This window comes from Saccharothrix sp. CB00851, from assembly GCF_001905065.1.
Lineage (GTDB): Bacteria > Actinomycetota > Actinomycetes > Mycobacteriales > Pseudonocardiaceae > Actinosynnema.
On sequence record NZ_LWLC01000003.1, the window covers coordinates 132569 to 149323 of the forward strand.

General features: G+C 71.5%; 17 protein-coding genes. 5 read left to right on the forward strand and 12 right to left on the reverse strand.

What is annotated here, in order from left to right:
* Window positions 1–3: 3 nt before the first annotated feature.
* The 4 genes from A6A25_RS05925 to A6A25_RS05940 all read right to left on the reverse strand — a co-directional run bounded on the left by A6A25_RS05925 (window position 4) and on the right by A6A25_RS05940 (window position 3877).
* Window positions 4–552, reverse strand: a complete 549-nt coding sequence (locus A6A25_RS05925) for an HIT family protein (RefSeq protein WP_073886750.1) — start codon at window positions 550–552, stop codon at window positions 4–6.
* The gene (thrS, locus tag A6A25_RS05930) at window positions 549–2597 is read right to left on the reverse strand and encodes a threonine--tRNA ligase (protein WP_073886751.1); all 2049 of its coding nucleotides are present in this window, start codon (window positions 2595–2597) and stop codon (window positions 549–551) included. The genes A6A25_RS05925 and thrS overlap by 4 nt, the downstream gene beginning before the upstream one ends.
* Window positions 2598–2722: 125 nt before the next feature.
* On the reverse strand, window positions 2723–3661 hold the full coding sequence (locus tag A6A25_RS44595; RefSeq protein WP_073886752.1) for a Clp protease N-terminal domain-containing protein: 939 nt from the start codon (window positions 3659–3661) through the stop codon (window positions 2723–2725).
* A gap of 3 nt (window positions 3662–3664) precedes the next feature.
* A complete protein-coding gene (locus tag A6A25_RS05940) occupies window positions 3665–3877 on the reverse strand; it encodes a helix-turn-helix domain-containing protein (protein ID WP_073886753.1) in 213 nt (70 codons plus the stop codon).
* A 244-nt stretch (window positions 3878–4121) separates the two neighbouring features.
* Between A6A25_RS05940 and A6A25_RS44600 the strand changes: the two genes are divergently transcribed.
* Together A6A25_RS44600 and A6A25_RS05950 are read left to right on the forward strand one after the other, a co-directional pair.
* Window positions 4122–5600: an FAD-binding oxidoreductase gene (locus tag A6A25_RS44600; protein ID WP_073886754.1), complete on the forward strand. Its 1479-nt coding sequence runs from the start codon at window positions 4122–4124 to the stop codon at window positions 5598–5600.
* A 37-nt stretch (window positions 5601–5637) separates the two neighbouring features.
* Window positions 5638–5964, forward strand: a complete 327-nt coding sequence (locus A6A25_RS05950; RefSeq protein ID WP_073886755.1) for an acyl-CoA dehydrogenase family protein — start codon at window positions 5638–5640, stop codon at window positions 5962–5964.
* Window positions 5965–6375: 411 nt separating this feature from the next.
* Here A6A25_RS05950 and A6A25_RS05955 read toward each other — a convergent pair whose 3' ends face one another.
* The 5 genes from A6A25_RS05955 to A6A25_RS05975 are packed head-to-tail and all read right to left on the reverse strand — an operon-like array spanning window position 6376 to window position 11239.
* Entirely contained in the window at window positions 6376–7074 is a 699-nt protein-coding gene (locus A6A25_RS05955) for a FadR/GntR family transcriptional regulator (RefSeq protein WP_073886823.1), read from the reverse strand.
* Entirely contained in the window at window positions 7074–7841 is a 768-nt protein-coding gene (locus tag A6A25_RS05960; protein WP_073886756.1) for a 3-oxoacyl-ACP reductase, read from the reverse strand. The genes A6A25_RS05955 and A6A25_RS05960 overlap by 1 nt, the downstream gene beginning before the upstream one ends.
* A gap of 11 nt (window positions 7842–7852) precedes the next feature.
* Window positions 7853–9211, reverse strand: a complete 1359-nt coding sequence (locus tag A6A25_RS05965) for an aldehyde dehydrogenase family protein (protein WP_073886757.1) — start codon at window positions 9209–9211, stop codon at window positions 7853–7855.
* Window positions 9208–9918: a gamma-glutamyl-gamma-aminobutyrate hydrolase family protein gene (locus A6A25_RS05970; RefSeq protein ID WP_073886758.1), complete on the reverse strand. Its 711-nt coding sequence runs from the start codon at window positions 9916–9918 to the stop codon at window positions 9208–9210. Before A6A25_RS05970 ends, A6A25_RS05965 begins: the two co-directional genes overlap by 4 nt.
* A complete protein-coding gene (locus A6A25_RS05975; protein WP_073886759.1) occupies window positions 9899–11239 on the reverse strand; it encodes a glutamine synthetase family protein in 1341 nt (446 codons plus the stop codon). The genes A6A25_RS05970 and A6A25_RS05975 overlap by 20 nt, the downstream gene beginning before the upstream one ends.
* Window positions 11240–11417: 178 nt before the next feature.
* On the opposite strand from A6A25_RS05975, the gene eat reads away from it, so the two are divergent.
* A complete protein-coding gene (gene eat, locus A6A25_RS05980) occupies window positions 11418–12833 on the forward strand; it encodes an ethanolamine permease (protein ID WP_073886760.1) in 1416 nt (471 codons plus the stop codon).
* 45 nt (window positions 12834–12878) lie between these two features.
* Here eat and A6A25_RS05985 read toward each other — a convergent pair whose 3' ends face one another.
* Window positions 12879–13529 (reverse strand): hypothetical protein, encoded by a 651-nt coding sequence (locus A6A25_RS05985; protein ID WP_073886761.1) that lies wholly within the window; start codon window positions 13527–13529, stop codon window positions 12879–12881.
* Window positions 13526–14041: a SigE family RNA polymerase sigma factor gene (locus A6A25_RS05990; protein WP_073886762.1), complete on the reverse strand. Its 516-nt coding sequence runs from the start codon at window positions 14039–14041 to the stop codon at window positions 13526–13528. The genes A6A25_RS05985 and A6A25_RS05990 overlap by 4 nt, the downstream gene beginning before the upstream one ends.
* A gap of 144 nt (window positions 14042–14185) precedes the next feature.
* Between A6A25_RS05990 and A6A25_RS05995 the strand changes: the two genes are divergently transcribed.
* The gene (locus tag A6A25_RS05995; RefSeq protein ID WP_073886763.1) at window positions 14186–14647 is read left to right on the forward strand and encodes a CAP domain-containing protein; all 462 of its coding nucleotides are present in this window, start codon (window positions 14186–14188) and stop codon (window positions 14645–14647) included.
* Between the two features lie 55 nt (window positions 14648–14702).
* On the opposite strand, the gene A6A25_RS06000 is transcribed toward A6A25_RS05995, so the two are convergent.
* Window positions 14703–15737: a serine hydrolase domain-containing protein gene (locus A6A25_RS06000; protein ID WP_073886824.1), complete on the reverse strand. Its 1035-nt coding sequence runs from the start codon at window positions 15735–15737 to the stop codon at window positions 14703–14705.
* Between the two features lie 118 nt (window positions 15738–15855).
* Here A6A25_RS06000 and A6A25_RS06005 point away from each other — a divergent pair, with 118 nt between their 5' ends.
* On the forward strand, window positions 15856–16719 hold the full coding sequence (locus A6A25_RS06005) for a 3-hydroxybutyryl-CoA dehydrogenase (RefSeq protein WP_073886764.1): 864 nt from the start codon (window positions 15856–15858) through the stop codon (window positions 16717–16719).
* Window positions 16720–16755 lie beyond the last annotated feature (36 nt).

Here is a 16755-nt window from a genome sequence, read left to right on the forward strand (position 1 = left end):
GGGTCAGGGGGTGGTGGACCAGGCGTCGGAGAGGAGTTGGCGGGTCTCGCCGAGCAGCTGCGGCAGGACCTTGGTGTGGCCGATCACCGGCATGAAGTTCGCGTCGCCGCCCCAGCGCGGCACCACGTGCTGGTGCAGGTGGGCCGCGATGCCCGCGCCCGCCACCACGCCCTGGTTCATGCCGATGTTGAACCCGTGCGGACCGGAGGCGGACCGGATCACCCGCATCGCCTTCTGGGTGAACGCGGCGAACTCCGCCGTCTCGGCCACGGTCAGGTCCGTGTAGTCGGGCACGTGCCGGTACGGCAGCACCATCAGGTGGCCGGGGTTGTACGGGTACAGGTTGAGCACCGCGAACACCAGCTCGCCGCGCGCCAGGATCAGCCCCTCGGCGTCGTCCAGCCCGGTCACCCGGCAGAACGGGCACCCCTCCGGCTCGTCGCCGACGGCCTTGCCCTCACCGCGCACGTACGAGAGGCGGTGCGGGGTCCACAACCGCTGCAACGCGTCGTGAACCCCGACCCCGTCCTGCTCCTCGTACCCCTGGGTCACTGGACGAGTTCCGCCGTGGGCGAGGCGTTCTCACGCCGCGCCACCCAGTCCACGATCGTCTCGACGGCCTGCTCGACCGACACGCCGTTGACCTGCGTGCCGTCGCGGAACCGGAACGACACCGCGCCCTGCTCCACGTCCTTGCCGCCCGCGAGCAGCATGAACGGCACCTTCTGCGTGGTGTGGTTGCGGATCTTCTTCTGCATCCGGTCGTCGGAGGCGTCCACCTCGACCCGGATGCCCTTCGCCTTGAGCCGCTTCGCCACCGCGAGCAGGTGGTCGACGTGCTCGTCCGCGATCGGGATGCCCACCACCTGCACCGGCGCGAGCCACGCCGGGAACGCGCCCGCGTAGTGCTCGGTCAGCACGCCGAAGAACCGCTCCACCGAGCCGAACAGCGCGCGGTGGATCATGACCGGACGCTGCCGGTTGCCGTCCGGGCCGGTGTACTCCAGCTCGAACCGCTCGGGCAGGTTGAAGTCGACCTGGATGGTGGACATCTGCCAGGTGCGGCCCAGCGCGTCCTTGGCCTGCACGGAGATCTTCGGCCCGTAGAACGCCGCACCGCCCGGGTCCGGCACCAGTTCGAGCCCGGAGTCCTCGGCCGCGACGCGCAGCGCCTCGGTCGCCTGCTCCCAGACCTCGTCGGAGCCGACGGACTTCTCCGGGTTGCGGGTCGACAGCTCCAGGTAGAAGTCGTCGAGGCCGTAGTCGCGCAGCAGCCCGAGCACGAAGCCCAGCAGCGACTTCAGCTCGTCCTGCACCTGGTCGGGGGTGCAGAAGATGTGCGCGTCGTCCTGCGTCATGCCGCGCACGCGGGTGAGGCCGTGCACCACGCCGGACTTCTCGTACCGGTACACGCCGCCGAACTCGAACATGCGCAGCGGCAGCTCGCGGTAGGACCGCCCGCGCGACTTGAAGATCAGGTCGTGGAAGGGGCAGTTCATCGGCTTGAGGTAGTAGTCCTGGCCGGGCTTGCGGACCGTGCCGTCCTCGTTCATCTCGGCGTCGAGGTGCATCGCCGGGTACATGCCCTCGCGGTACCAGTCGAGGTGGCCGGAGGTCTCGAACAGGTTGCCCTTGGTGATGTGCGGCGAGTAGACGAACTCGTAGCCCTCTTCGGTGTGCCGGGCCCGCGAGTAGTCCTCCATGGCCTTGCGGATGATCCCGCCGCGCGGGTGGAACACCGCCAGGCCCGAGCCGATCTCGTCCGGGAAGCTGAACAGGTCCAGCTCGACGCCCAGCTTGCGGTGGTCGCGCCGCTCGGCCTCGGCCAGCAGCTCCAGGTGCGCGTCCAGCGCCTCCTGCGACTCCCACGCCGTGCCGTAGATGCGCTGCAGCTGCGGGTTCTTCTCGTTGCCGCGCCAGTACGCGGCCGCGACGCGGGTGAGCTTGAACGCCGGGATGTGCTTGGTCGTCGGCACGTGCGGGCCGCGGCACAGGTCGCCCCACACGCGGTCGCCGGAACGCGGGTCGAGGTTGTCGTAGATCGTCAGCTCGCCGCCGCCGACCTCCATGACCTCGGCGGTGTCCACGTCGCTCTTGATGTCGACCAGTTCCAGCTTGAACGGCTCGGAGGCCAGTTCGGCCTTGGCGGCGTCGACCGACTCGACCACGCGGCGGTTGAACCGCTGCGCGCCCTTGATGATCGACTTCATGCGCTTCTCCAGCGCGGCGAGGTCCTCGGGCGTGAACGGCTTGTCGACCTGGAAGTCGTAGTAGAAGCCGTCCTTGACCGGCGGGCCGATGCCCAGCTTGGCCTCGGGGAACTGCTGCTGCACGGCCTGTGCGAGCACGTGCGCGGCGGAGTGCCGGATGACGCTGCGGCCGTCCTCGGTGTCGGCGGCGACCGCCTCGACCTCGACCTCGACCTGCGGCGTCCACGACAGGTCGCGCAGGTGGCCCTCGGGGTCGCGCACGACCACGACGGCGTCCGGGCCCTTGCCCGGCAGCCCCGCCTCACGCACCGCCGTCCCCGCGGTAGTCCCCGCCGGCACCACCACGCGCGGTGGGGCGAGAGCGGCTGCGGGACGTGGCTGGGACACGGTGACTCCTCGGTGGGCGTAGTTGCCTGCTTCGCCGAAGATGTTATCGGTGCTCACCGAGTGGATTTCCGGCGCACCGGGTCGGCCGCTCCGGTGTCCCGCGGATCACCCGGTCGGGTGGGTCCTCAGCCGCGGATCAGGGCGGGGAGCGCGTCCGTCGAGGTCACGGCACGTCCGGTGGTGCGTTCGTAGCGGCGGACGAGGTCGCGGTGGCGGACGCGGTGGCCGATCCCGCGGTCGAGGGTGAGCAGCGGGTTGCGGCGCGGGGGCGGGAAGGTCGCGGCCAGGTCGGCGAGCAGGGCTTCGCGGTCGACGCCGGCGGTCTTGAGCACCCAGGCGACGCCGGGGTCCAGGGCGATCAGGGCGAGGGCGAGGTGTTCGGGGCGGTGCTCGCGTTCGCGACGGGCCAGGGCCAGGCGCAACGACGCCTCGTACGCCGCTTGGGCGTCCAGGCCGAGCGGTGGGGTCAGGCGGGCGCAGCGCCGGCGTGCCTTCGCCGCGCCGAACGGGAGGAGCGGTTCCCGGCCAGCGCGTCGGTCCAGCGCGGGTGTGCCGCCGAGCAGGCGGTCGAGGTCGACACCGAGCGGCGCCAGGACGGCCTGGTCGACCGCGCCGCCCGCACCGAGCGGCGCGGCGAGGTGGGCCGCGTCCCGGATGGCGGCGGGCGTCGCGCCGTGACGGGCCAGGACCGCGGCGACCAGGACGGCGGCAGGCCGCAGGTCGAGGGGTGGACCAGCGGGTGGATCAGCGGCGGGCGAGCCGGCGGCGGTCGGGCCGGCCGAGGTCGGGCCGGCGGCGGGCGAGCCGGCGGTGAGCGAGTCCGGGGCGGACGAGCCAGCGGGCGGGCCGGCGGCGGGCGAGCCGGCGGGTGGATCAGCGGCGGGCGGGCCGGCGGGCGGGCCGGCGGTGAGCGAGTCGAGGGCCTGCGGGTTGGGGGTGAGGTGGCCGGTGGAGAGGGCGGCCAGGAGGTGTTCGCTGCCGGTGCGCGGGTGGCCCAGGTCCAGGGCGAGCTTGAGCGCGCGGCCGATGGTGCGGGTCAGGTCGGGGTGGTCGCCTCGGAACACCGGTCAGTCCTCTCGGCCGTACTTGCGGTGGACGGTCTGCTTGGTGACGCCCAGGCGGGTGGCGATGTCGCGCCACGACCACCCTGCCCGGCGCGCGGCGGCGACGTGTTCGGCTTCCAGCTGGTCGACCAGCCGGCGCAGGCGGGCCACGGCGCGCAGCCCCGCGTCCGGGTCCTCGCCGTGCGCGGCCGAGTCGAGGTCGGCGATCGCAGCCATGCCGTCAACATATGCTGACGCCTCCGCGATCGTCAACACATGCTGACGACAAGCCGGGCCGCCACCTGCGGGGTTCCTGACCGGACGGGCCACCTGACCTAGCCGGGTGGGTAGGCCGGTGTGCCCGCTGCACCGGCCCCTCCGGGTCTTCCGCGCTCCCCGCGCGCGTCGGAAGGATTCTTCCGACGTCCATCGACCCAGACCCGGAGGCTGCTCACCGAGTGGCGCCCGCAGTGAGGCATCCATGACCATGTCCGGCAGTCGTCCCCGGCACCGGGGACAGCACCACGGGAAGGCCCTGCGCGCGGCGCTCGACGCCGCCGCCGAGATCGTGGGCGTCGACCGGGTGGAGATCCGCGTCGACGACGACGGGAACCCGGTCCAGACCGCGCCCCGGCCCAACGTCGGCGAGTTCCGCGCCCGCCGGGTGCACGGCCTGGTCTCGCCGCGCACGGCGGACGAGGTCACCCGCGTCGTGCGCGCCTTCGCGGGCGTCGGCGGGCTGCACCCGGTCAGCACCGGCCGCAACTGGGGACTCGGGTCCGGCGAGCCCGCCCGGGACGACGTGGTCGTGCTGCACCTGGGCGGCTTGGACCGGGTGCGCGACGTGAACGTGAGCGCCGGCTGGGCCGTCGTCGAGCCGGGTGTCACCCAGGGCGTGCTGGCCGGGCTGCTGCACGGCACCGAACGCATGGTGAACGTGACCGCGTCCTCCGCGCACACCAGCGTGGTCGGCAACGCGCTCGACCGGGGTGTCGGCCTGCGCAGGCAGCGGGTGGACGACCTGCTGGGGCTGGAGGTCGTGCTGCCGGACGGCGAACTGGTCCGGGTCGGCTGGTGGCCGCGCCCCGACCGGCCGACCCCGGTGTACGCGCACGGGCTCGGCCCGTCGTTGACGCAGCTGTTCGTCCAATCCGACCTGGGCGTCGTCACCGCCGCCGCGGTGCAGCTGCCGCCCCGACCCGAGGCGCAGCGGGTGCTGCGGCTGAACTTCACCGCGGACGTGCTGCCACGAGCCATCGACGAGATGCGCCGCTGGATGGCACAGGGGCTGGTCGGCGGCGTGCTGAAGGTCTTCGACTTCACCGCGGCCGAGCTGTACGGCGGTGAAGTCGGAGGCTTCCAGGCCCACGTCTGCGTCGAGGGCACGCCCGCCGCGGTGGACGCGTTGACCGCCGTGCTGCGGACCGAGGCGGCGGAGCTGTTCAGCGAGGAGGACGGCGAGCCGACCGACGCGATCTCCCGGGCCGTGGCGAAGCTGTACGCGGGCGATCCGCGCGACAACGACGACGTGCTCGCCGCGACGCTCGGCCGGCCTGCCGACGAGGTGGACCGACACGGCCTGGGGTGGCTGTTCTTCCTACCGCTGGTGCCGTTCACCGGCACCGACGTGGAGCACGCGCTCGCGCTGCTCGAACGGGTGTCGGCCGAGACCGGCGTCCGGTGCGGCGCGACGTTGAACGCGTTGAGCCCCGACCTGGTCGACTTCGTCGTCCCGATCAAGTTCGACCGGTCCCCGCGGACGGCCGAACGGGCGCACCGCGCGCTCGACTTGGCCTACGAGCGGTTCAGCGCGGCGGGCTACGTCCCGTACCGGCTCGACATCGACCACGCCGACTGGCTCGACCGCCTCAGCCCCGATCCCGCCGCACGGGCACTGGCCCGCCGGCTCAAGGCCGCGATCGACCCCGACTGGACCGTGGCCCCGGGGCGCTACGCCTGACGCCGGACCACACCACCGTGAAGGGAGCAGTCAGCACATGACCGGTTCGGAAACGCTGGAGTCGGTGGCGGAGACGCACCTGACCGCGTCGGACATCCTGGCTCGCGCCAAGGATCTCGTGCCGGTCCTGCGCGAGCGCGCCGCCGACATCGAAGCGGCTCGGCGGCTGCCCGCCGACGTCGTGGAGCTGCTGCGCGAGGCGGGCGTGTTCCGGATGGCCGTGCCGGTGTCGTGGGGCGGCCCCGGCATGACGTCCGCCCAGCAGACCGAGGTGGTCGAGGTGCTCGCCAACGGTGACGCCTCGGCCGCGTGGTGCGCCATGATCGGCATGGACTCGGGGATCTACTCGCATGATCACGAGTAATTTGGGCCGAACGGGGTAGAGCCCTTCGAACCGCAACTCCGGAACAGTCGGATCGAGCTCGCCGAGAGCTACCACGAACACGTCGAACCGGCCGTCCACGACCTCCCTCAAACCATCCTCGGGCGAATTCCGAACCTCCAGCGCCCCGACCACGGGTAACGCCGACAGCAGGCGTTCCAAACCGTACCGGGCGAGCTCGTTGCGGATGCCGATCAGTACTCTGATCGGATCAGCAGGCCGCCGTAAACCGTCCACATCTGCCCCCTCAGATCACCCTTTAGTGTACCAAGACCGCAATGCGGGTAAACGCTGATCCGAATTGCGGCGCGGACTATTGGGCGGAAGTATCCGGGGGCGATCTCACCACCGTGTCGCGCTCCGGCGGTCTCGGCGCGGTCACTGAACGGTCCTTCAGGACAGGAAGCCGCGCAGCAGCAGGGCCGTGCCGTCCAGGTGCTCGGCCATCGCCCGCCGCGCGGCCTCCGGGTCGCCCGCCACGATGTGGGTCACGATCAGCTCGTGCTGGTCGTTCGAGTGCGCCAGGTTCGGCGGCAGGAGGGGTATCCGGTCCAGCAGGGCGTTGACCCGCGTCCGGGCGTCGGCGACGGCCGCCGTGAGCGACGCCGACCCGGTCGCCTCGGCGATCGCCAGGTGCAGCCGCGAGTCCTTGCGCCGGTAGGAGTCCACCGACGCGTCACGGCACTCGGCCAGCCGCGCCAGCAGGTTGCGCCGCTCCACCGGGCCCAGCGCACGGCCCGCCGCGCACTCCGCCGCACCCGTCTCCACCGCCCAGCGCACCGTCAACGCGTCCGCCAGCTCGGCGGGGTCGACCCGGCGGTCCGGCGCGGGCGCCGGCAGCGGCGAGTTCACGAACGTCCCGCCGTACCGGCCGCGCCGCGACTCGACGTACCCGGCGTCCTGCAGTGACCGGATCGCTTCGCGCAGTGTCACCCGGCTGACACCCAACCGGGTCGCCAGGTCACGTTCCGCGGGCAACCGCTCCCCCGGCCCCACCACGCCGAGCCGGATCGCCTGCATCAGCCGCTCCACGGTCTCCTCGAACGCGTTGCCCGCCCGCACTGGGCGGAACAACGCGTCCTGCAACGGCATCACAGCGGTGTCACGTAGGCACCGGCGATACCGCCGTCCACCAGGAAGTTCGACGCGGTGATGAACGACGAGTCGTCACTGGCCAGGAACGCCACCGCCGCGGCGATCTCCTCCGGCTCGGCGAACCGGCCCAGCGGCACGTGCACCAGCCGCCGCGCGGCGCGCTCCGGGTCCTTGGCGAACAGCTCCCGCAGCAACGGCGTGTTCACCGGTCCGGGTGACAGCGCGTTCACCCGGACGCCCTGCCGGGCGAACTGCACGCCCAGCTCACGACTCATCGCCAGCACCCCGCCCTTGGACGCCGTGTACGAGATCTGGGACGTCGCCGCACCCATGGTCGCCACGAACGACGCCGTGTTGATCACCGAGCCGCGACCGCGTTCCAGCATGTGCGGGATCGCGTACTTGCAGCACAGGTACACCGAGGTCAGGTTCACCTTCTGCACCCGGTCCCACGCCTCGATGCCCGTGGTCAGGATCGAGTCGTCGTCCGGCGGTGAGATGCCCGCGTTGTTGAACGCGACGTCCACCGACCCGTAAGTGTCCACAGTGGTCTGGTACAGCGCCGACACCTGTTCCTCGTCGGTCACGTCGACCTGGACGAACAGCCCGCCCACCTCGTCGGCCGCCGCCTTGCCGGACTCCGCGTCGACGTCGGCGACGACGACCTTCGCCTCCTCCGACGCCAGCCGCCGCACCGAGGCCAGGCCGATGCCGCTGCCGCCGCCGGTGACCACGGCCACCCGGCCCTCAAGTCGCACAACCATGTCTCTCCCAATCAGTGAGCGATGAAGACGTTCTTGGTCTCGGTGAACGAGTCGAGGGCGTCGGGCCCCAGCTCGCGTCCCAGCCCGGACTGCTTGAACCCGCCGAACGGGGTCCAGTACCGCACCGACGAGTGCGAGTTGACCGACAGGTTCCCCGACTCGACGCCACGCGAGACGCGCAGCGCCCGCCCCACGTCCCGGGTCCAGATCGACCCGGACAGGCCGTAGGCGCTGTCGTTGGCCAACCGCACCGCGTCCTCCTCGTCGGTGAACGGCAGCACGGCCACCACCGGCCCGAAGATCTCCTCCACGGCCGCTCGGTCACCGGGCGCGACGGGCGCGAGCACCGTGGGCGGGAACCAGAAACCGGCGCCGGTCGGAGCCGAACCGCGGAACGCCACCGGGACGTCGTCGGGCACGTACGACGCGACCTTCTCCCGGTGCGCGGCCGAGATCAGCGGCCCCATCTCGGTGGCCTCGTCCCCCGGCGCGCCGACCACGACGCCCTTCACCGCGGGCTCCAGCAGCTCCATGAACCGGTCGTAGACCGACGCCTGCACCAGGATCCGGGACCGCGCGCAGCAGTCCTGGCCCGCGTTGTCGAACACCCCGTACGGCGCGGTGGCCGCGGCTCGTTCCAGGTCCGCGTCGGCGAACACGATGTTGGCCGACTTGCCGCCCAGCTCCAGCGTCACCCGCTTCACCTGCTCGGCGCAGCCGGCCATGACCTGCTTGCCGACCCGCGTGGAACCGGTGAACACGACCTTGCGCACGTCCGGGTGCGTGACGAACCGCTGCCCCACCACCGGACCGGCGCCCGGCAGCACCTGGAACACGTCCTCGGGGATGCCCGCTTCCCGCGCCAGCGAGGCCAGGCGCAGAGCGGTCAGCGGCGTCAGCTCGGCGGGCTTGAGCACCACCGCGTTGCCCGCCGCCAGCGCGGGTGCGAAGCCCCAGGCGGCGATCGGCATGGGGAAGTTCCACGGCACGATCACGCCGACCACGCCCACCGGCTCGTGGAACGTCACGTTCAGCCCGCCCGCCACCGGGATCTGCTTGCCGAACAGCCGTTCCGGCGCGGCCGAGTAGTAGTGCAGCACGTCGCGGACGTTGCCCGCCTCCCACCGCGCGTTGCCGATGGTGTGCCCGGCGTTGAGCACCTCCAGCGCCGCCAGTTCCTCCAGCGCGCCGTCCACGGCCTCGGCGAACCGGCGCAGCAGCCGGGCCCGGTCACCGGGTGCGACCGCGCGCCACGCGGGCAACGCCGCCGAGGCGCGGGCGATCGCCGCGTCGGTCTCCTCCAGCGAGGCCAGCGGCACCGAGCGGACCACCTCCTCGGTGGCCGGGTTGATGACGTCGAACGTGGTCACTTCACACTCCTGTCGCGGGTGGCGTCCACAAGCGCGGCGAACAAGCGGTCGTCTTCGGTGTCGGCCTCCGGGTGCGACTGCACGCCGAGCACGAACCGCGCGCCGGGCAGCTCCACCGCCTCCACGGTGCCGTCCGGCGCGCTCGCGACCACCCGCAGGCCGTCACCGAGCACGTCCAGCGCCTGGTGGTGGTGGCAGAACACGGTGGTGGCGAGGCCGACGATGCCGGCGAGCGCGGAACCGGGCGCGACCGCGATCCCGGTGTGCTCGAACACGGCGGGCGCCGGGTTGTGGCCCTCCACGTGCTGGAGCAGCGTGCCGCCCAACGCCACGTTGAGCACCTGCATGCCCCGGCACACCGCGAGCAGCGGCAGGTCCAGCTTCAACGCCGCACGCGCCAGGCTCAGCTCGACCGCGTCCCGCTCGGGCCGCGCGGGTCCGGTGCGCGGGTCGCGCGGCCGCCCGTACCGCGCCGGGTCGACGTCCGCGCCACCCGCCAGCACCAGGCCGTCGAGGAACGTGACGCTGTCCGCGTCCCACTCCCCGACCGGCGGCAGCAGCACGGGGTTGCCACCGGCGCGCACCACCGAGTCGAGGTAGTCGCGGTGCAGCACGGCCGCCTCCACGTCCCAGACGCCGAACCTCGCGCGTTCCAGGTAGGTGCTGACGCCGATCAACGGCCGTGCCCTAGAGCCGTTCGAAACCACGGATCCGCTCCCAGTCCGTCACCGACTTGTCGAACGCGGCCAGCTCGACCCGCGCCGCGTTGAGGTAGTGCTCCACCACTTCCTGCCCGAACGCCTCACGTGCCAGCTCGCTGTGCGCCAGCAGCGACGCGGCGTCGCGCAGCGTGGCGGGCACGGTGGGCTTGTCGGAGTCGTAGGCGCTGCCGACGAACTCCTCCTCCAGCGGCAGCTCGTTGTCCACGCCGTGCAGCCCGGCGGCGATCAGCGCGGCGACGGCCAGGTACGGGTTCACGTCCGCGCCGGGCACCCGGTTCTCGAACCGCAGCGACTGGCCGTGCCCGACCACGCGCAGCGCGCACGTCCGGTTGTCCTTGCCCCAGGCCACCGCAGTCGGCGCGAAGCTGCCCGGCGCGAACCGCTTGTAGGAGTTGATGTTCGGTGCGAGGAAGTAGGTCAGCTCGCGCAACGCGGCCAACTGCCCCGCCATGAAGTGCTCCATGAGCTTCGAGACGCCGTGCCCCTCGGCGAACACCGGCTCGCCGTCGGCCGAGCGCAGGCTGAGGTGGATGTGGCAGGAGCTGCCCTCGCGCTCGTTGTACTTGGCCATGAACGTGATCGACTTGCCGTGCTGCGCCGCGATCTCCTTGGCGCCGGTCTTGTAGATGCTGTGGTTGTCGCACGTGGCCAGCGCCTCGGTGTAGCGGAACGCGATCTCGTGCTGGCCGGGGTTGCACTCGCCCTTGGCCGACTCGACCACCATGCCCGCGCCCGCCATGTGGTTGCGGATGGCGCGCAGCAGCGGCTCGATGCGGGCGGTGCCCAGCAGGGAGTAGTCCACGTTGTACTGGTTGGCCGGGGTGAGGTCGCGGTAGCCGCGGTCCCAGGCGTCCTCGTAGGTGTTGTCGAAGACGATGAACTCCAGCTCCGTGCCGACGAACGCGCGCAGCCCGCGCTCGGCGAGCCGGTCGAGCTGCCGCTTGAGGATCTGGCGAGGCGAGGCCACGACCGGCGAGCCGTCCTCCCACACCAGGTCGCACATGACCAGCGCGGTGCCCTCGTGCCACGGCACCCGGCGCAGCGTGGACAGGTCGGGCTTCATCACGAAGTCGCCGTAACCGGTGTCCCACGACGACATGGCGTAGCCGCCGACGGTGTTCATCTCCACGTCCACGGCCAGCAGGTAGTCGCAGCCCTCGGCGGAGTGCGCCAGGACCTCGTCCAGGAAGTAGCGCGCGGCGCAGCGCTTGCCCTGCAGACGCCCCTGCATGTCGACGACGGCGACCAGCACCGTGTCGATCTCCCCGGTGTCCACGAGCACGCGCAACTCCTCCACGGCGAGCATCCCCGGTACCTCCAAAGGTATGTCAGCGAGCCATTGGACGCCTCATCTTGACACCTTCGAGTGAAGGCCGCCACACCCTGGCTCGCGCGAATCTTCGGTCGCCCGCCTGTTGACACGGTCAGGTGACCCGCGCCACGCTCCCTGCAAAGGAGCGCGACTGACCCATTAGGGAGCGCAGATGGCCAAACACGTCGAGTACGAGGAAGTGGGCCGCGACTACCTGGAGCACCGACAGCTCAAGCGGGGTGCCGCGGGCTGGGTGCTGCTGGCCGGGCTGGGGGTCTCGTACGTCATCTCCGGCGACTTCGCCGGGTGGAACTTCGGGCTCGCCCAGGGCGGTTGGGGCGGCCTGCTGGTCGCGACGGTCCTGATGGGCGCCATGTACACGTGCATGGTGTTCGGCCTGGCGGAACTGGCCGCCGCGCTGCCCGTGGCCGGGGCCGGGTACGGCTTCGCGCGCCGTGCGCTGGGACCGCTGGGCGGTTTCGCGACGGGCATCGCGATCCTGGTCGAGTACGCCATCGCACCCGCCGCGATCGTGGTGTTCATCGGCGACTACGTGCAGGCGCTCGGGCTGTTCGGGCTCACCAGCTCGTGGCCGGTGTACCTGGTCTGCTACGTGATCTTCGTCGGCGTGCACCTGTACGGCGTGGGCGAGGCGTTGCGGCTGATGTTCGTGATCACCGGGGTCGCGGTGGTCGCGCTGGTCGCGTTCGTGGTCGGGATGATCCCGAAGTTCGATTCCGACAAGCTGTTCGACATCGGGGACGGCAGCTTCCTGCCGTTCGGCGTGAGCGGGGCGTTGGGCGCGCTGGTGTTCGCGATCTGGTTCTTCCTCGCGGTCGAGGGCGTGCCGCTGGCGGCCGAGGAGGCGCGCGACCCGAAGAAGGACATGCCGCGCGGGATCATCGCGGCGGTGCTGGCGCTGCTGGTGTTCGCGGCGGCGATCCTGGTGTTCGCGCCGGGCGGTGCGGGGTCGGCGGCGTTGATGTCGTCCGGCAACCCGCTACCCGAGGCGGTGCGCGCGGCCTACGGCGGCGACAACGCGTTGGCGCAGATCGTGAACTACGTGGGTCTGGCCGGGCTCGTGGCGTCGTTCTTCTCGATCATCTTCGCGTACTCGCGGCAGCTGTTCGCGCTGTCGCGCGCGGGTTACCTGCCGCGCTGGCTGTCCAAGACCGGCAAGCGCAAGACGCCGTACCTGGCGCTGATCGTGCCGGGCACCATCGGGTTCGTCCTGGCGGCGATCCTGAAGAGCGGTGCGACGCTGATCAACGTCGCGGTGTTCGGCGCGGCGCTGTCGTACGTGCTGATGATGGTCTCGCACATCGTGCTGCGGGTGCGAGAGCCGGGGTTGGCGCGGCCGTACCGGACGCCGGGCGGCGTCGTGACCACCGGTGTGGCGCTGGTGCTCGCGGTGGCGGCGGTCGTGGCGACGTTCTTCGTGGACGAACTGGCCGCCGGCATCACGGCGGGCATCGTCGTGGTGGCGTTGGCGTACTTCTGGTTCTACAGCCGCCACCACCTGGTGGCCGCCGCGCCGGAGGAGGAGTTCGCCGCCATCGCCCAGGCCGAGCGGGAGCTGAAGGACTGACCGGTGGGGTCGGGTGGCGGCCGCGCACCGCCACCCGACCACCGGTCACCGCTTGCCGGGCAGGTACGGCGGCTCGCCGCCGTCGGCGCGCACGATCGCGGCGAACACCTCCACCGGCCGCGTGATGTCGCCGAAGCGGATGAGGTCGTCGCGGAACAGCGTGCCGCAGTTCAGGTCGACGCGGACCTGGTGCCGCGTCCCGTTTGGGTAGCCGAAGACGATCGCGTAGTGCCCGCGCCAATCCATCCTGCAGCCGTCGACCTCGTACGGGTAGGGGTACTCGGCGGACAACTCGTTCATCGCCCGCACCACGGTCGCGACGTCGTGCCGGATCTCGGCGCGGTAGTAGGCGCCCGGCGTCCCGCCGTAGACGCAGAGCAGGGCGTTCACCGCCGACTCGTCCGCCACCGGGCCCTCCGCTCCTTGCCGCGGGGGCTTGTGCCGCACCTCGGCGGGGCAGTCGAGCGCGGGCATCACCACGATCGGCGCGGCGGTGGCGACCGGGCTCTCCTCCCGCACGGGGTTGAACCACTGGGTGCCGACCAGCGCGCCCGCGGTCAGCGAGACGACCACGCCCGCCGCCACCACACCGCGGGCCCGGCGACGCCGCCGCACCCGTCGACCCACCTCCGCCACCCGGTCGACCTCCGGCAGGTCCGGCACGGCGTCGGCCAGCAGTCCGCGCAAGCCCTTCACAGCACTACCCCCTCGTCCATCAACGTCCTGAGCACGGCGTCCTCCCGCAGCACGGCGAGCGCGCGCGACGTGTGCGTCTTGACCGACCCGGTGGAGCAGCCCAGCACCCGGGCCGCGTCCTCCACGCTGCAGTCCTCGAAGAACCTCAGCACCACCACCGCCCGCTGCCGGCTGCTCAACCGCGCGAGCCGGGCCCGCACCGCCAGCCGCACGACCGCGTCGCCCTCCACGTCGTCCCGCGTCACGGCGTCCGGCACCGCGACCGACGGCGTCTCCGCCCGCCACCGCCGCCGCCACCAGGTCATGTACGTCGTGTAGAGCACCCGCCGGGCATAAGCGCCCGGCTCGTCGACCTTCGACCAGCGCTCCCACAGCCGCACGAGCGCCACCTGCACCAGGTCTTCGGCCTTGTGGGCGTCGCCGGTGAGCAACCACGCGGCGCGGACCAGCGAGCCGGACCGTTCGGCGACGAACTCGGCGAACCCCTCGGGGGACCCCGGATCACTGCGCATCGTTACCTCCACCCCCAAGACGACGTGGCCCCGGGAGTCCGTTGACACGAGGTCACCACGGTTCCACCTATCGTGGAATACAGGTCCTCTCGTAAGTGGGAACCCCTTGACAACAGGAACCCGCCCACGAGGAGGCACGCAGACATGGGACGCAGGACGTTCACGGCAGGTTTGGCGGTCGCGGCACTCCTGGCCACGGCCACGCCCGCCCTCGCCACCCAGACCTTCGCAGACCGGGTTTTGAGCCTGACGAACGGGGAACGCGCCGCCGTCGGCTGCCCGGCCCTCACCGCGAACGCCCAACTCGACGCGGCGGCCAGGCGGCACAGCGACGACATGGCACGCACCGGCAACTTCAGCCACACCGGCTCGGACGGCAGCACAGCGGGACAACGCGTCACCGAGGCGGGGTATACCTATCGGCTGATGGCGGAGAACATCGCGGCCGGCCTCGGCACCGCGGAGGAGGTCGTGCGCGCCTGGATGAACAGCGAGAGCCACCGCGCCAACATCGTGAACTGCGAACTGCGCGACCTCGGCGTCGCCCACGCCGTGGACGGCAACAACAAGTCCTACTGGACGCAGGACTTCGGCGCCCCGGGCTGACCCACCGGACACCACCTCGCACCCGCCGTCGCCGACGGGTGCGAGGGTCGGGTGGTCAGCAGTAGACCGAGGCGAGCAGCCCGATGACCGCCTCTCCCGGCACGTCGACGGGCAGCGGGTTGTAGGACAACGTCGCCCGCGTGCCGTCGTCGGCGCGCGTGGCGTAGGTGCGGTAGCCGATCAGCTCACCGCCGTGACCCCAGATCGAACGGCCGCACGGCAGGTCGAACCGCTGCAACCCCAGGCCGTAGGCGAAGATCGTGCCGGTGTCCTTCACCTCCACGGTCTGCCGCATGGCGTCGAGGGACGCCGCGCTGGTCAGCCGCCCGCTCAGGAGCGCGTCGAAGAACCGGTTGAGGTCCTCGGCGGTGGAGATCATCTCGCCCGCCGCCCAGTCCAGGGTCGGGTTCATCAGCGTCGCGTCGACCAGTCGTCCGTCGACCTGCGTGTAGCCGCGGGCGTGCGGGTGCGGCAGGCCGGGCCGCCATCCCGGCACGCTGGTGTGCGCCAGGCCGAGCGGGCGCAGGACGCGTGAGCGCACCTCGTCGCCGTAGGTCCGGCCGGTCACGCGTTCGATCAGCATCCCGGCGACGACGTAGTTGGTGTTCGAGTAGTGCCACCCCTTCCCGGGGTCGAAGTAGGCCTCGTGCGCGAACGCCACGTCCAGCAGCTCCCGCGGCCGGTAGCTCCGGAACCGGTCCGCGCCGCGCCACCGGTTGGTCGAGTAGCCCTCCTCGTGCATGTAGTCGTAGAGGCCGCTGGTGTGGTTGAGCACCTGGCGCACGGTGACGCGGTCGCCGTTCTCGCCCTTCGGCACACCGGCCACGTACCGGTCCACGGGGTCGTCCAGCCCGACCGCGCCCTCGTCCACCAGCTGCAGCACGACGGTGGCCACGAACGTCTTGGTCACGCTGCCGATCCGGAAGTACCCGCCGACCGACGCCTCACCCGCCGCGTCCGCGCGGGTGCCGGTGGCGTCCTCGACGGTCAGCAGCGCCGCTGAGGCCCAGTCTTGCTCGACCCACCCGTCCAACGCGGGAAACGCGCTGGTCACGGCCAGGACGACACCGGCTATCGCAGTGTTGATCATCACGACGGCAACGCTAGGCCGCGGCACGGCGGCCGACCATGAGGAGCACCGCCCGTTCGGCTGTGGAGAACCCCAGTGGAGATGTGCCCATCGGGGACGGCCCTGGCAGGATCGGGGCGTGAGTGACATTCAACGTGTTGGAGTGGTGGGATCGGGCCTGATGGGCTCCGGCATCGCCGAGGTCTGCGCGCGGGCCGGGCTGGACGTGCTGGTGGCCGAGGTCAGCCCGGACGCCACGGAGGCCGCGCGGGGGCGGATCGCCTCTTCGCTCGGCCGTGGCGTGCGCAGCGGCAAGCTGTCCGCCGAGGACCGGGACGCCGCACTGGAGCGCCTGCGGTTCACCACCGACCTCGCCGACTTCGCCGACCGGAACCTGGTCGTGGAAGCCGTCGCGGAGAACGAGCAGGTCAAGACGGAGGTGTTCGCGGCGCTGGACAAGGTCGTCGTGGACCCGGACGCGATCTTCGCGTCCAACACCTCCTCGATCCCGATCATGAAACTGGGCATGGCCACCGGCCGTCCCGAGCAGGTCATCGGCGTGCACTTCTTCAACCCGGTGCCGGTGCTGAAGCTGGTGGAGCTGGTGCCGTCGCTGCTGACCGGCGAGCGGACCAGGGCCAGGGCCGAGGAGTTCGTGACCGGGGTGCTGCACAAGGAGGTCATCCGCTCGCAGGATCGGGCCGGGTTCGTGGTCAACGCCCTGCTGATCCCCTACCTGCTGTCGTCGATCCGGATGCTGGAGTCCGGTTTCGCCAGCGCCGAGGACATCGACAACGGCATGGTGCTCGGCTGCGCGCACCCGATGGGTCCGCTGCGCCTGACCGACCTGATCGGCCTGGACACCACCAAGGCCATCGCCGAGTCGATGTACGAGGAGTTCAAGGAGCCGCTGTACTCGCCGCCGCCGTTGCTGCTGCGCATGGTGGACGCGGGGCTGCTGGGCAAGAAGAGCGGGCGCGGGTTCCACAACTACGCGTCCTGAGCCGAACGCCCGACCGGGCGTGCGCGGGGCCGTCGA

Bases quoted from the DNA above. Each gene is read 5' to 3' on its own strand.
- A6A25_RS06000 (WP_073886824.1), bottom strand. From the start codon at position 15,737: ATGATCAACACTGCGATAGCCGGTGTCGTCCTGGCCGTGACCAGCGCG.
- A6A25_RS05950 (WP_073886755.1), top strand. From the start codon at position 5,638: ATGACCGGTTCGGAAACGCTGGAGTCGGTGGCGGAGACGCACCTGACC.
- A6A25_RS05955 (WP_073886823.1), bottom strand. From the start codon at position 7,074: ATGCCGTTGCAGGACGCGTTGTTCCGCCCAGTGCGGGCGGGCAACGCG.
- A6A25_RS05975 (WP_073886759.1), bottom strand. From the start codon at position 11,239: ATGCTCGCCGTGGAGGAGTTGCGCGTGCTCGTGGACACCGGGGAGATC.
- A6A25_RS05940 (WP_073886753.1), bottom strand. From the start codon at position 3,877: ATGGCTGCGATCGCCGACCTCGACTCGGCCGCGCACGGCGAGGACCCG.
- A6A25_RS05960 (WP_073886756.1), bottom strand. From the start codon at position 7,841: ATGGTTGTGCGACTTGAGGGCCGGGTGGCCGTGGTCACCGGCGGCGGC.
- A6A25_RS05995 (WP_073886763.1), top strand. From the start codon at position 14,186: ATGGGACGCAGGACGTTCACGGCAGGTTTGGCGGTCGCGGCACTCCTG.
- eat (WP_073886760.1), top strand. From the start codon at position 11,418: ATGGCCAAACACGTCGAGTACGAGGAAGTGGGCCGCGACTACCTGGAG.
- A6A25_RS44600 (WP_073886754.1), top strand. From the start codon at position 4,122: ATGACCATGTCCGGCAGTCGTCCCCGGCACCGGGGACAGCACCACGGG.
- A6A25_RS05990 (WP_073886762.1), bottom strand. From the start codon at position 14,041: ATGCGCAGTGATCCGGGGTCCCCCGAGGGGTTCGCCGAGTTCGTCGCC.